Below are 15,877 nucleotides of genomic sequence, written 5' to 3'. Positions count from 1 at the left end.
ATAAGTCATGTCTAAAGAATTTATTTTACCAGATATCGGCGAAGGCATCGTAGAGTGCGAAGTTGTAGAGTGGTTGGTTGCGGTTGGCGATACAGTAAAAGAAGATCAGCCGATTTGTGATGTCATGACAGACAAAGCCCTTGTACAAATTCCAGCTGTACATGATGGTGTGATCACTCAGCTGCACTATGAAAAAGGTGACATTGCAAAAGTGCACGAACCGTTATTCGCGATGGATGTAGCAGGCGATTCTGCGCCACAAGCCACAGAGACTAATAGTAATGAAAACTCAAATGCAACTGAGTACGCACCAGTAACGGGTTCACACCTTGAAGACTTTATCTTACCAGATATCGGTGAGGGGATTGTTGAGTGTGAAATCGTAGAGTGGTTAGTATCCGAAGGGCAAGAGATCAAAGAAGATCAGGCAGTTTGTGATGTAATGACAGACAAAGCACTGGTTCAGATCCCTGCAAAGTACGACGGCGTTGTTGAAAAGCTCTATTATCAAAAAGGTGATATTGCCCAGGTACATAGTCCTCTATTTCAGGTACGTATTTCTGGCTCTGCGGGTACACAGAGTGCACCTGCACAATCCGTAGAAGCTCAGTTAGAAATACATAAACCGCAACCGGCTCAGCCAAGTAGTGACTCAGTAAACGGCAAAGCTGTTTCAGCCAAAGCGGTTGCGTCTCCAGCTGTAAGAAGGCGTGCGCGTGAAATGGATATTGATATTCGTTTGGTGCAAGGCAGCGGTAAAAACGGTCGTGTTTATAAGGAAGATTTAGAAAAGTATCTGAAGGGCGGTCAAGCGGCAGCGCCAGTTTTATCCTCGCCTGAGAAAGTTTCTGCACCAGAAACTGTTGTAACAAGCTCTGGTGGTACACATGTGGAACCAATTCGTGGTATGAAAGCTGCGATGGCTAAGCAGATGGTTGCTTCAGTGTCTACCATTCCACATTTTACCTACAGTGATGAAATTGACTTAACGGAGCTAATCGCGCTGAGAGTGTCATTAAAAGAGCAGTATGCGAAGCAAGGTATTAAACTTACAATGATGCCATTCTTCATCAAAGCGCTGTCTTTAGCGATAAAAGAGTTTCCAATTCTAAACTCGCAAGTTAATGATGAGTGTACAGAAATTACTTATTTTGACGATCACAATATTGGTATGGCAGTAGACAGTAAACTAGGTTTACTGGTTCCTAATATTAAAGGTTGCCAGAATAAGTCGATTGTGGACGTTGCGGAAGCTGTTACTAAGTTAACGGATGCAGCCAGAGAAGGGCGCGTATCACCTGATGCACTTAAAGGTGGCACAATTTCGATATCTAATATCGGTGCAATTGGCGGTACTACTGCAACGCCAATCATTAATAAACCTGAAGTGGCAATTGTTGCTCTGGGTAAATTACAGCATTTACCGCGTTTTGATGCGAATGGTAACGTGGTATCACGTTCTATCATGAAAGTAAGTTGGTCGGGAGATCATCGAGTTATTGATGGTGGCACAATTGCCCGATTCAATAACCTTTGGAAATCTTACTTGGAGGAGCCTGCAAAAATGATGATGGCTATGCGCTAAATCTATATTGTAAAGGACCTTTACACGCCTCCAAAGCCTTTGTTTTGGAGGCGTTTTACTTTTTGTTTAAAAACAACCCCAGTCGCTATAGTTTATCTACACGGATATATTCCAACTGGTTGTAAAAGTCCGTATAATCCACACCCTAAAAATTTTTTACCCGTAGCAATTAAATAAGCCGTTTTGTGGGGCCCTGAGAAGTCGTAATGAATCAGAAAGACGATAGAAAAGAAGTACTTGAATTTAATAAGTTGCAAAAGAAACTGCGTAGAAACGTTGGTAACGTAATTAAAGACTACAATATGATCGAAGAAGGTGATGTTGTAATGGCTTGCATTAGCGGCGGTAAAGATTCTTTTGCAATGCTTGATATATTGCTTAACCTGCAAAAAGCTGCACCGATTAAATTTGATGTTGTCGCTGTTAACCTAGACCAAAAGCAACCTGGTTTTCCTGAACATATTTTACCTGAATACTTTGAGAGTTTAGATATCCCATACTACATTGTTGATAAAGATACATACTCAGTAGTGAGAGAAAAAGTACCTGAAGGTAAAACGACCTGTGGTTTATGTTCAAGATTACGCCGCGGTACTTTATATTCTTTCGCGGAAAAGATTGGTGCAAGTAAACTTGCACTGGGTCACCACATGGATGACATCGTTGAAACTATGTTTTTGAACATGTTCCATGGTTCTAGATTAAAAGCAATGCCGCCTAAATTGCGCTCAGATGATGGAAGAAATGTGGTCATTAGACCATTAGCGTATTGTCGTGAAAAAGATCTGATTAAGTATGCAGAGCATAAGCAATTTCCAATTATCCCTTGTAATTTGTGTGGCTCTCAAGAAAATCTGCAAAGACAAAATATTAAGGCGATGTTGGTTGAGTGGGATAAAAAGACACCAGGGCGCGTAGATAGTATTTTTAAATCACTGCAAAATGTAAGCCCAAGCCAGCTAGCTGATACGAATCTATTTGATTTTGAAAATTTACCAATCGACCGGGAAGCACAAAGGGGCGAATATCAGTTTAGTGAAGCGACAGTGTCGTCAACTAACATCGATGAATCTTTGTTTATTGATGTAACGAATATCTAAAAAATCTGAACCAGATACATATTCGCGTGTCTGGTTTAAGAACTTACTTTGCCTTTCAATAATTTATCTAACTTAGTTTCTAAATAACATGGCAGCCACTTGACCATGATGCTCTTGAAGGCTTGAGAGTTAGTCAGTTCTGGTATGGTTTCGTTTATCATACTGATAATTTGCTTACCATTATCGTTCTTTGTACACCCTACATAACCATACGCCAGTGGCGCTATGTCATCGAGCAGCAGTTGTGACAACTGCGCTCTGGTATGGGTAAGCTTATGTATATAATGGTGTTCGCTCGGATATCCGATAACAGCATCTACTCGGTTCTTAATGAGCATATTTGTCAAGCTCTCTAATGCGTCTTGCCCTGGTCTTGTGAGCACTTGTTCTTTAGGCAGAGATTTAATGATATCATCTAAAACACTGCCGTAAGAGCGTTGCATGACAACGCCTAACACTAAATTATTTTTTTCAATAAACTGCTTTAAGCTCACTGTTTCAAGCTGCTGCTTGTTTAATGCGGCGAGCGTTTTATTCGAAATTGCAAGGGTAGGAGAAAGGCCTATTGTTGCATAGTTGTCGCTAAAGTGCATAAACCTTTGCCGCTCTCTGGTTTTGTACAGTGATAACATGCAATAAGTTTTTCTTTTATCACTTAACGCTTTAATAGCCCTGCTGGCAGGAAAAAATATTTTTTTTTCACTGTAATCAGGTAAGTGTTCGTGAAGTAAATTGATCACTAGCTCGTCTCGACCCGTACCTTCTAACTCTTCTCGACCCGTACCTTCTAGGTCGTCACTGATCATGTAATATGGGGGAAAATCAGTGATGATCCAATCTATAGACTTGGCTTTAGCAGGCCCAATTAGCATTAATAACAAAAATAATGTTTTGCGCACGCTTAACTCTCTTATTTTCTTATCAATAAAGCTTAGCAAAAACGGCGTAATTTCCAACCTAGACTAACTAACTTACTTACATTAAATTTAGAAACTTAGATTTGTAATTAATTTTACAATTTTATTGTTTTTGCTACATTTGAGTTTGTACACCAACCTTTTTGTGGGAATAAGTGCGGTGGCCAATAGAGTCTGTTCAAGGATTGGTCTTGTTTTTAGGTAAATCAAAAGTGTTTTTAACCAAACGCTTTGGGTAGAATACAGGGTTGGCGTATCAAGTTAATTTCAATAATAAGAGAAATGCTATGATTACGCTTGTAGTGAGTGATATTTTCGGTCAAACCAAAAGCCTTGAAGGTTTTGTAAATGAATTAGATGGCAGCACAGCCATTTGTTCGCCTTATCCATTTAGACAGGGGCACATTGATAGGGATGAGCCAACCGTTTATCAGCAATTTATAGAAATGACAGGCCACGACAAATATGTTGAGAAGGTCGTCGAGGCCATTTCAAGTAAACAGCCTGATTTGATTATTGGGTTTTCAGCGGGCGCTGTGGCAAGCTGGCGAGCATTAGCTGCGATGCCCATAAAGAGCGCTACTAAGCTTATTGCATTTTATCCAGGTCAGATACGCAACCATTTGCAGTTACACCCAAAGTGCGATGTCGATATCTATTTCCCCTATGAAGAAAACCATTTTGATATAAAGCCAGTAATAGAGCACTTATCGAGTGTGCATGGTGTTAATTGCTATCGAACACGTTACTCACATGGTTTTATGAATTCGCTTTCTGAAAACTTCTGTGCTCAGGCATATCAGCATTATACGCGAATTTGCCAAGGTAATATCGAACAAGCAATTAAGTTAAAATTAGCCAACCGGAGAATAAAAAGTGGACTAGAATTGACTATGTAAAACTTAAAGTAGAAGGAGTTATGTATGTCAGATCAGCCTAGTATTCCTTATCGACACTTCCCGGGAAACCCCATAGCAAAACCGCCATGCCGAATGCTTAACGCAATGATGTATGGCTTTTTTGTAAAAGGTGAGCTCGATACCATCCAAAACTATGTAGATTTAACGCTAAATTCAGTACCAAGTGAAAACATTGCTTTTAGAGCCTTGTCTTCTTATTGCTTGCTAACTTTTACAGATATTGAAAATATCGCCTCTAAAGTGCCGCCTTTTAGTAATTATGGTTATATGCAAGAGACGGATATTATCGTGTGGCTACCAATTGCTCAAATTAGTAAACAAGAGAATAAGATGACGCATCTGTATTGGTTTCCAGCATTTATCACGGTAAACAATATTAACGCTTTGGTGAATGGCCGAGAAACTTGGGGATATAACAAGTATTTGTGCAAATATCAGATGCCATCAAGTCAACATCGCGCCGATTATTTTTCCTTAAGTTTGGAAACGTTTCAGCCATTTAAAGCAGATAAAAAAATGGCTTGGTACGAATTATTGTCGATAGAAAGAGTTGCTGACGACGACACATGGTTTGAAGAAGCCATTGAAATTGGTAAAGAGGTTGCGGACCTTATTCATAATAGTGTCCTTGATTTAGGTGTTGGTATTGATTTCTTTAAGCACTTGTTTACTGGTTTCTCTAATCCTCAATTAGCTCAAATTCTATTTAAGCAATTTCCAGATGGGTATGCTGAAAATAGTGTTTACAGTGCAGTCGTGCATTCTCCATCAACAGTGAAGAAAATCCACAAATTAGGGTTTTTGAAAGATGAATACAAAGTGACCTTTAATCAGGTTGATGCCTTTCCTTTAGAAGAAATGTTCGGGATCAAGGTGGGAGAGCAATTTGCCAAGTTGCCTTACTTCCTTTGCATGGACTTTGATCAAGACGGTGCAAAAGAAATAGTTACTGCAGATTTGTAATGATTGTAAGGATTTAACATGACAAAACAGAATATCGCTATCTTAGGTGGAGGGGTATCGGCCATGACTGCGGCTGTATACCTTACCGAGAAAGAAAAGTGGCAGGATTCATACGATATTACCGTATACCAGCTAGGTTGGCGTCTCGGTGGCAAAGGCGCCAGCGGCAGAAACGCGGAATATGGTGAACGAATAGAAGAACATGGCTTGCATGTATGGTTTGGGGCTTATGTGAACTCATTTCGCGCTATTGAAACTGTTTATAATGAACTAAATAGGCCGTCAACAATTCCGATTCACACTTGGCAGCAAGCCCTCAAACCGCATAGTTTTGTGGTTTTGCAGGAGTATATAGATAATGAATGGGAAACATGGCCAGTGGATTTTCCACTTATTGATGGCAATCCAGCTGACGGCACACTAGATCTTCATTTTTGGCAACTGATAGAACTCGTTGTTGCTTGGTTGCATAAATGGATAGATGAATTAGAAGAAGCAATAGAAGCCTCTCACAAGCAAGTTGAGTTACAAACGCGAAAAAGCAGAGACAGAAGCCTTTTACAGCACCTCGCGAGTGAAATTTCGGATGCAGTAGACAGCGTTGAGGACAAAGTTCGTTCATTTTTCGACAGTGCGGTTGATGAGGCACAGGATATAATCTCTACGCCAAAACTGCTTATATCACAGTTACATGAGCTAATGAGCTTAAGAGCCAAAGATAAAAAGCTGTCGAATACAAAAGATAGACTCGTAACTTGGTATATCGTCAGAAAGTTGAAACGTTGGTTACGTAGCGAAGCGCTTGAGCTTATTGACGATAACCCCGCTGTTAGGCGCGCATACATTTGTGCGGATCTCGCTATTGCGATGACGGTTGGTATGATCCGAGATCGTGTACATGCTAAAGGGTTCGGAGTGCTAAATCAGTATGATTTTAAATATTGGCTGGCACGCAATGGCGCAGATAAAGAATATGCAGTTGAATCGGCTCCGGTTCGCGGATTTTATGATCTTGTTTTTGGTTATGTCGACGGAGATTTTGAAAATGGTGATGTAGAAGCCGGTGTAGCGTCGCTGGCGATGATTAGGATCATGTTGTGCTACAAAGGAGGTGTAATGTGGAAAATGCAAGCAGGCATGGGAGACATTATATTTTCGCCTATCTATGAGCTACTCAGTGAACGTGGCGTTAAGTTTGAGTTTTTCAATCAAATTGAATCATTAAAACCAGGGCAAGACGAAAACGGTAACTATGTTGTAGAGGAAATCTCAGTAATTGAACAGGTGGCATTGAAGAATGGGCAGTACGACCCTCTGGTTTATGTTAAAGGTTTACCATGTTGGCCCGCCAAGCCCAGTTTAGAGCAAATTGATGCAGAGCAAGCCTCGTTACTCAAGCAGCACAATGTCAATCTAGAGTCATTTTGGAGTGATTGGCCACAAATATACGAACAGCACTACCAACGCCCCTTACCTAGAAAAACACTGAAGAGAATGCGTGATTTTGATCAGGTAGTGTTTGGTATCTCTGTTGGGTCGTTAGAGCATTTGTGTCCGGAATTATTGGCATTAGACTATGCGTTTGAGCAACAGAGCACGCAGGTAAAAACGGTTGCGACTCAGGCTTTTCAGGTATGGCTTAACAAGACTGACGAGCAACTGGGTTTTAATTACACTCCTCCAAGTGAAGAGCGACCAATTCTTAGTGCATTTTCTCAGCCTTTTGACACATGGGCAGCAATGTCAAACTTACTGGAAGTTGAGGACTGGCCAAATGATGCCCCCTGTAACATTGCCTATTTTTGTAGTGCATTTACTTGCGACTATTACCCACCCAGTAGCGAACATTCGTTCCCTAAAGAACAAACGGCTAAAGTTAAAGTTAACGCGGTTGAAAAACTTCACAGTGAAATGAAACCACTTTGGCCTTTAGCGTATGATTCAGCGGGGAACTTTATGTGGGATGTTGTGTACGACCCCGGAGCACCATCAACAGACGTGCGTTTTGATACGCAGTATTGGCGCGTAAATGTCGACCCCAGTGAGCGTTACGTATTGTCGGTAGTAGGTAGTAGTGATTTTAGGTTGAAAACAGACGGTACCTTGTTTGAAAACTTATATATTACAGGTGATTGGATAAAAACTGGCGTTAATGCAGGATGTGTTGAAGCTGCTGTTATGGCTGGTATGCAAACCTCAAGAGCAATTTGTGGACTTCCAGAAGAAATAAGTGGTGAAAATGGCTTTGAACCCGACGGAACTTGAGAGAAAATAGAACTTAAGTAACAGAAAAGGCCTGCAATTTTATTGGAGGTCTTTTCTTTTGGACTATACTCAAGTGAGCAAAGTGAACACCGCTAATATTAACGAGAACGGACATGTTTAAACTCTCTGCCTTATCAATATCAATATCCTTATTATTCGTTAACCCATCGGTTAGTTTTTCAGCTGACGAAAGTGCGATGGAAACCATTGAAGTTTACGCTCAAAAGCGTAAACAAAATATCGAAGATGTAAGCGTTTCTATATCCACAATTGGAGCAAAACAAATAGAAAGCCAAGGCGTGAAAGATGTTACAGAGCTCGGAACGTTTGTCGCAAATCTAAAGATTAGTCAAAATGCTGCCGAGGGAACTCCTCCAGCAATTAATATTCGAGGTATCGGACTATTAGATTACAACACCGCCAATACATCGCCTATTGCAATGTATGTAGATGGGTTAAGTGTTGGCTCGGCAAATAACCAAATTGCTAACCTTTTTGATATAGAGCAAGTGGAGGTACTTAAAGGCCCACAAGGTACTCTGTTTGGAAGAAATAGTACCGGGGGAGCGTTATTAGTCCGAACTAAACGTCCTGATGACGGGAATTATGGTTATGTAAAACTTGGTGCAGGAACCGATGACTGGCGGCGAGCACAAGGTGCCTATAATGCACGATTGAATGATGAAAGTGCAATTCGAGTTGCGTTTAGTCACACTGACTATGAGTATACCAGCTATAACCTTTTAGAAACGTCACCAGAAGCGGGCTTGACACAAAATGATTTACGTTTTAGCTATTTAGGTGAATGGGATAATTGGAGTGCCTACGTAAAAGGCTATTATGGACATTGGGACGGCATTGTTCAACCGGTTGGCAATATAGGGATATTTAAAGATCCCACAAACCAAGTTCGCTGTACCCCATCTGAAGCGGGAAAAATTGGTTGCGTTGATAGCTTTGGTTTCAATGATGGTAATGATGGTTTCTGGGCTGTTCGAGTAAATAATAATTCACCCCACCTTAGCATCTATAAAGGCTGGGGGTTGGAGCTGCAATGGCAGCAAAATGACAGTGCAAGTGTGACCTACTTAAATGGTTTTAATCGCTTGGACAGAGATCATGCATTTAACTGTGATGGTAGCCCAGCACAACTGTGTGAGGGCGAATTGGGACTTAAAAGCGAGTTAGTGACAAATGAACTAAGGTACCAAGCTGAATTTGGGAAAGACCATTTGACTATTGGTGTATTTCATCTTGAAGAGCGTATTTACCAAAATAATCACAATGACATTTTGCGAGATTTTCGTGGCGTACTAGCGCCGCAATTAACTACGACTTTCTTTTACGATAATGAGATAATTACCAAGTCCATAGCGCTGTTCTCTCAGTATGAGTGGCAGCTTTCTGAAAATCATATGTTTACGCTTGGAATACGATACTCTGATGAGTCTGTAGATTATGATTCGGTCTCTCGCTTGAACTTCATTACTAATCCCACTGATTTAAATGGATCAATCATTCCTTTCTATACCGTTGTTGGTAAAGTTAATGATGATGGAGTGTCAGGAAAGGTTGCTTGGAACTACACGCCATCGGATGAGCTTTTGATTTACTATTCATTGGCAAATGGTAGTAAAAGTGGTGGATATAATGGGGGGTTACTGTCTTCTGCGGAGCAAGCGCAATTAGCAGACTATGGCCCTGAAGAGACAATGTCTCATGAGATAGGTTTTAAGTTAAACGGAACGGATTACTTCGTATCAGGTGCTGTGTTTTATTATGATTACCAAGACCAGCAAGTATTCATGAATCAAGCTGCCTCAACTCCTGGCGCTCCACCATTGCAACTACTTGAAAATGTCGGGGAGTCGATGATTTATGGCGCTGAGTTCGAGCTTGACTACACTATTACAAATGAACTATCGAGTAGGTTGGCTATCGGTTATATTCCTGAGGCCAACTTTGAAGAGTTTACAGACCCATTAGGAAATACATTAACAGACAATCGATTGCCATTTACTTCAGAGTGGAATGTCGCTGCGGAGCTTGCATACAAGGTGAGTATTCAGGGTGGAGAACTAGATACAGTGATCGGTGTGGACTTTCAGTCAGATTACTACTTCGATCAAAATCAAAACCCATATGCAAATCAAGCAAGCTATGCACTTTGGCGAGCCAATGTTTCATATCAATATGCAGATTGGGAAGTCGGCGTGTGGGCCAAAAACTTGTTTGACAAAGAGTATAGTCATCTAAAGTTTGATTTAAGTTCATTCCTTGGCATGTTAGAGGACTTCAAAGGAGAAGGACAGAGAGTTGGATTGGATGTTACTTATAACTTTTAAGCGAGCTATTAAAGCTTACTTTAGGCGTTTTAATGCATTTGATTAAATATATCTTGCTTTTAATTGCAGTACTTTTTTCAACTCATGTTAAAAGCGTTGAGTATGTATTTGATGGAATTGATCGTGGCGTCAATTTGCACGATAAAGGCTTAGTGCTAGCTGCCAAAGATGATACGCGTTTTCCTGGCTCATTCGATTCGGTTCAAATTTGGGCACAAGGTTTAGAGCCGCAAACAGAAAGAGCGCTGTTTTCAGGGCGGTATTGGTTAGTAACGGAAATTGTCAACGAGTCTATGTATGAGCAACTCGTACTGTATCCATACAATACCGTGCTATCAAATATTGAAACTCGGATTTATTCTAAATCTGGTGTCGAGCGCTACTACACTGGCGGTATGGTACAAAATGAGTTTGCGTTTCACTATGGTAATACCGTAAAACTCATACCTAATCAAAAGTATTACATTGTCACTCTGTTTGAAAGCGACTTTTTCTATACACCTATCAAGCTAGAGCTTGTACCGGTCCCTGACTTTAAAGAACAGATCGTTGTTGATAACCTCATAATGATCCTGTGCTTTAGTGTTGGTATTGTATTGGGTCTTTATAACTTGTTAATTTATATAGGCTCAAAAGATTTAACTCACCTATATTACGCAATTTTTGCGGCGACTATGGTGTTTGCATGGAGCCACTTTTTCCATATATCTGATCAGCTGTTTGGTTTCTACTCCCCGCATTTACACTGGTTGGGATTCACTTTATCGCCTATCAGCAATGCCTTGTTTTACAATTGCTTGTTAAAACTTAAAGAAACACACCCAAATCTGTCCTCAGCCTCAATTTGGGTTGGTATTGTTGCTGCAATAGGTACTCCGTTCAGCATTTTATTCCCTGGATTCGGATTTTTGTGGGCCACGATGTCTACAGGGGTCGCTCTATGTTTAGGTCTTTATATTGGTATCTTAAGAATATTAGAAGGCTTTAAACCTGCGAGATACTTTATTTTAGCTTATGTGTGTATGGCTGTTCCTAATATGATAGGCAACTTTACCAATTTAGGAATGCTTCCTCCGATTGCAGTTAATCTTTACTTGCTAGGGTTGGTTGGGGTTGCCTTGGATGCAATGTTCTTAGCATTTGCTGTCGCAGATAAAGTTCGGTTAACCAGTGAAGAGAACATTGAGCTTAATAAAAACCTCGAAGCCAAAGTGCTTAAACGTACCTATGAGCTGGAGCAGCTGGCATCTGAATTGCGTGATGCGAGCGAAGCCAAGAGTCGTTTCCTAGCGAATATGAGCCACGAAATCCGAACGCCTATGACATCTATCATAGGTTATGCAGACGGCATTATTTTAGGGGATATTAAGCCTCACGAGCGCAATCACGCAATTACAGTCATTTTACAGAATTCTCGGCACGTACTGGGTTTAATTAACGACATTCTAGATATGTCAAAGATTGAAGCGAATAGGCTCGAGGTTGAGCTGATTGAAGCAAACTTATTTCAATCTATAGCACATGTTGAGTCATTGCTAGGAAAGCAGATCCGAGATAAAGGGCTCGAATTTGAATTGAATTATCAGTTTCCACTACCTGACTATGTGGTGATAGACCCAACACGCCTCAGACAAATACTGTTAAATTTGACATCTAATGCACTTAAGTTTACTTCAGTAGGTAAAATCTCAATTGAGGTGAGTTGCAATGATGAGCGTTTGTTTATATGTGTAAAAGACACTGGTATTGGCATGACGTCAGAGGAGCAAAAAGAACTGTTTAGTGCCTTCTATCAAGCGGATTCTTCAACCACGCGTAAATATGGTGGTACAGGGCTAGGTTTAAACATCTCCAAGAGCTTGGCACAAAAATTAGACGGAGATATTGAAGTAGACAGTGAAGTTGGTTCTGGGACGTCATTTACCTTGTCTTTAAGTCTATTTACAACTGAAAAAACAACTTGGGTTAATTCATTTGATGAGATCCATCACTCAAACAATACCAGTCAAGCATTACTTCCTGAGGTAGAGTCGGAAGATCTGAAAGGGGAGGTATTATTAGCAGAGGACCATAGTGATAATTGCCGGCTAATAACAAGGATTCTGGAGAGAATGGGCCTGAATGTCACGGCAGTTGAGAATGGTCAATTGGCAGTTCAAGCAGTGTTAGATAATGAGTTTGATCTCATATTAATGGATATTCAAATGCCTGTTATGGATGGTGAACAAGCATTTAACTTTATCCAAGCAACCGGATGCACTGCGCCTGTTATTGCCTTGACAGCAAATACCATGCGTCATGAAGTTGAGCGATATATAAAGCTCGGATTTACAGATCACTTAGCTAAACCAATCGACCGAACAAAGTTTGCTCAGAAAATTTCTCATTACCTTAACATAACGGTTGATGAAGAGCTCAGTTTGCCTGATGCAGAGTTCAAACAGCTAAAAATGCAATACATTGATGGACTCCACGAGCAGCTCGTACAGTTACAAAACCAGCTTAAATATAAAGATTACGAAGGGTTGGGACGATCTATTCACGCGCTAAAAGGAACATCAGCGATGTTTGACTGCCACGAGATCTACCAAACTGTCACACAGATTGATCAGCTGCTCAAGCAAGAGAATTTCCTAGACGTAGAAAAGGCACTGACTAGATTGTTTGAACTGATCGATCAAGTGATTAAAGAGTCCGATTGTGATCAAGCTGTGTAGCTGAAATTTCTGCAAGTTAAGATGTTTAGTGTTGTTGTGATTGGGTACAAAGCAATATACTGCAAAGATGTTTCAAAAAGCGACAACAAGGAATATCTAATGCGATTGATACTACTGGCTTTTGCCTTTATCTCACCGTTACTATTGGCAAATCCGCTAGTTGGTACATGGGAGTTCGTGAGAGGAGAGTATGCGACTCCAGAAGGTAAGGTGAGTGCTTCAGCACCGACAGTTACATCTACAAAGATAATAAATAACACCCACTTTAGTTACATTACCAGCAGCAATAATAAATTTCATTATGCCGGAGGTGGTACATATGAAATTAAAGACAATTATTTTATAGAGGTAGTCACATTAGGTAATGTTGAGAACCTAATCGGCAGACGAATGGCGTTTACCTTTGAAATAAAAGGTAATTTATGGCACCACAAGCTTGTTGAAAACGGTAAGTTTGTCGAATACGAAGTGTGGAAGAAGGTTAAATAATCACTGGATTTTTACCGTCTTTCAGTGAAGGAATGAAGCTTTAAAAATTAGAGCTGTATACACCTTGCTAAAAACAAGGGTTAATTTTTAGCAAGGTGTAATATAACCCTATTCTTACTCTCCATTGTTTCCTATCTATCATATCTGATAAAGCTTATTTTTGTTGAATAGGCGCTAGCAAAAAGGGTATGAGAGTGGGTTATCTCTATTCATACCGAATCTCTGACGTGCACTTGTTTAAACAAAAGGGTAACGGCACATGTATCATGTGTCCTGCAGTCTTAATTAATTGATTACATACTTTTTGGAGCAACTGAGTTTAACCATACTCTGAGAACGGATACTGATAAATACAGTAAGACTATTTCTATTGCCACAGCAACTCGGTGCTTGTGAAGGAAAGGTAATGGTAGGAGTGGGCGAGATTTTCAGCATAGGCCAGAGACATTGACAACGATAAAATTTGTTTTTGGTCTCTGTTGTAAAAGTGAATAGGGCTCTGCGATTTTAGTAGGCACTCGTTTGAGTGCGCGCTGCAAGTAGTGGTGCAGACTAGCAAGTAAACCTTACTCTAATTTATCGTCATATCTTGCTTAGAAGGTAAGTTACTCTAAGGTTTAATGCTCTTGTCATAGGCTGACTCTGCTAATTATTCTCCTATGTTTATGCTTTTCATCTCTACGTTCGAAAGTTCACTGTAATATGTAATAAATTGTATTGAACATGTTTGATTGTACTAAAATTTGAAATGCAGAGATAATTCAAAAAAATTCCGCGGGTTATAAGGTTTGTGAATTAATAGTTGGTGTTGGTGAATTAATATTCACGGAATGATGTTTCGATAAAGGTTCAAAAAGCAATCCTAAAGTGGGTGTTTTTTGAATATTTAATCACATTTATAAACAGCGTAATTTTGTCTAGCAGTCACATTTGAATTAACTTAAATACAGGTTAGACAAACGAGGTATGCAGACATGAAATCATATATCCCAGTAATTATGGCTTCTCTGATGGTAGGTTGCTCGTCATCAGATAGTGATGAGAATACTCAGCAGGCCACCCCGACTGAACAAGAGACACCACAAGAAACACCTACTGACAATACGGATTCCGATAATAGTAACCAAGGTGATGACTCGAATAATGATTCAACCGATCAAAGTGATGATATGCAAGATCCGGTTACACTTGAGCGTGGGTTATATTTCCCAAAATCTATGGTAGTGGCCTCTCCTTTTGGAGACAGTAGTGATGAAGAAGAGCGGCTTTATTTGTCACGAGGCCCTGCTTCTCCTACATATTTTTGGGCCACGCGTAGAATTGACGCATTACTCAATGGAGAAACGCCTTTATTAGATGTATTTCGAGTGAGGTCGTTCTACAGAGCTGGTAATAATGCTGACTGTTTTGGTCCCCAGATTAGTTATCAAGGGCATCCAAATTCAGCAGATCCTGCAACGAATTCTGGTACGCTCCCTTCAGGTGATCTAGGTCTTTGGCTTGCAAGTGATAGTGAAGGTAATGCTTGTGCGGTTGCGCAAACCAATGCACTTTTAGATGGAACAAAAGAGCGTTCGAGAATGGCATTGATGACTTTGGCAAGTATGGTATCAGCGGCTATCGATGATGGAGCAGGTTTGCCAGAGGATGGGGCGTCTATTGACTTGACCTCTCAAATGAACAGCAAGGGCCTGTCAAATATAAATTTTAGTGCGGCTTCCATTAGCCTTAACTCAGGTATTTGGCAATACAATGTCACATTGGAATATACCGTGGGTAGTAGTAGCTATGACATAGATCTTACTATGACGCATACGCCTAGTGGGGACAGGACCAACTACACAGGCTTACTCAACTACTCTGTTGAAGGTGAAACGGGTGTATCGGGTATTGAGTTCCCTGGTGGCAACTGTACTCAAAACCAACGTACTTTAGTTGGGTCGCTTGCCTATGAGCGTGACGCGCAACACATGTCACTTCAAGCTAGGGCTGCAACCCTATGCGGGCATGCCGTGAGTGGTGCATTTAATAGTGATCAACAGGTTGATGTGAAAAACAAATACCATATTACCGATAACCCAGACGGTTGGAGCGAAAACTTTGCAATATTCGGCGCCAATTTTGATTTGACCAGCCTAGCAGGAGACTATGCCTATGTATGGCAAGCAGGTGTAAACGATTCACACAGCCGTATTTTAAACATTGGATTCAATGATGCCACGCTTGAGAATGGAGAAGCTCATTTTGGCTATGGCACGGATATCGACCAAACAAGTGGCTTAATTCAAGGGTTTATTTGTAACTGGGCAGGACCTGGAAACGACCATACATTGCAAGCGTACACACAAAGACAATTTTTTGAATATGACACTAGTACAAGCACCTATCTAGGCACAGATCATCGGGCAAATATCGAATATGCGCCAACAAACAGTTGTGACTATGACGGTACGGGCAGTTTTGTTTTTGATATTGATGTAAGTGGTGTACTGGGAGACATATCACAAGAGGATGTGAGCATGTCATTTACCAATGCCTTATGGGCTCCTACTGATCGTAAGCGTCTAGCTAACTAC

Annotated in this window: 10 protein-coding genes; 9 read left to right on the top strand and 1 reads right to left on the bottom strand. The window is 40.6% G+C overall.

Annotated features, from left to right (window positions below):
* The first annotated feature begins 7 nt into the window (after positions 1–7).
* Both N482_RS02255 and ttcA read left to right on the top strand, forming a co-directional pair.
* Positions 8–1,585 (top strand): dihydrolipoyllysine-residue acetyltransferase, encoded by a 1,578-nt coding sequence (locus N482_RS02255; protein WP_063375539.1) that lies wholly within the window; start codon positions 8–10, stop codon positions 1,583–1,585.
* Positions 1,586–1,791: 206 nt separating this feature from the next.
* Entirely contained in the window at positions 1,792–2,685 is an 894-nt protein-coding gene (gene ttcA / locus N482_RS02250; RefSeq protein ID WP_063375538.1) for a tRNA 2-thiocytidine(32) synthetase TtcA, read from the top strand.
* Positions 2,686–2,720: 35 nt separating this feature from the next.
* Here ttcA and N482_RS02245 read toward each other — a convergent pair whose 3' ends face one another.
* A complete protein-coding gene (locus N482_RS02245) occupies positions 2,721–3,584 on the bottom strand; it encodes a TIGR02285 family protein (protein ID WP_081227665.1) in 864 nt (287 codons plus the stop codon).
* Between the two features lie 305 nt (positions 3,585–3,889).
* Here N482_RS02245 and N482_RS02240 point away from each other — a divergent pair, with 305 nt between their 5' ends.
* The 7 genes from N482_RS02240 to N482_RS02210 form a co-directional block, all read left to right on the top strand.
* On the top strand, positions 3,890–4,501 hold the full coding sequence (locus tag N482_RS02240; RefSeq protein ID WP_063375537.1) for a hypothetical protein: 612 nt from the start codon (positions 3,890–3,892) through the stop codon (positions 4,499–4,501).
* 24 nt (positions 4,502–4,525) lie between these two features.
* Positions 4,526–5,485, top strand: coding sequence for a hypothetical protein (locus N482_RS02235; RefSeq protein WP_063375536.1), 960 nt, complete (start codon positions 4,526–4,528; stop codon positions 5,483–5,485).
* A gap of 18 nt (positions 5,486–5,503) precedes the next feature.
* Positions 5,504–7,750, top strand: a complete 2,247-nt coding sequence (locus N482_RS02230; RefSeq protein WP_063375535.1) for an NAD(P)-binding protein — start codon at positions 5,504–5,506, stop codon at positions 7,748–7,750.
* Positions 7,751–7,863: 113 nt separating this feature from the next.
* Positions 7,864–10,095: a TonB-dependent receptor gene (locus tag N482_RS02225; RefSeq protein WP_063375534.1), complete on the top strand. Its 2,232-nt coding sequence runs from the start codon at positions 7,864–7,866 to the stop codon at positions 10,093–10,095.
* A gap of 32 nt (positions 10,096–10,127) precedes the next feature.
* Positions 10,128–12,812, top strand: a complete 2,685-nt coding sequence (locus N482_RS02220; protein WP_063375533.1) for an ATP-binding protein — start codon at positions 10,128–10,130, stop codon at positions 12,810–12,812.
* Positions 12,813–12,911: 99 nt separating this feature from the next.
* Entirely contained in the window at positions 12,912–13,301 is a 390-nt protein-coding gene (locus N482_RS02215) for a hypothetical protein (protein WP_063375532.1), read from the top strand.
* A 974-nt stretch (positions 13,302–14,275) separates the two neighbouring features.
* Positions 14,276–15,877 (top strand): hypothetical protein (locus tag N482_RS02210; protein WP_196765288.1); only part of this gene is annotated, 1,602 nt, incomplete at its 3' end.

Origin of the sequence: Pseudoalteromonas luteoviolacea NCIMB 1942, assembly GCF_001625595.1 — a bacterium.
In the GTDB taxonomy this organism is placed as follows: domain Bacteria; phylum Pseudomonadota; class Gammaproteobacteria; order Enterobacterales; family Alteromonadaceae; genus Pseudoalteromonas; species Pseudoalteromonas luteoviolacea_A.
The sequence above is the reverse complement of the archived record's forward strand: the minus strand, read 5'-3'. Positions and strand labels throughout refer to the sequence as shown.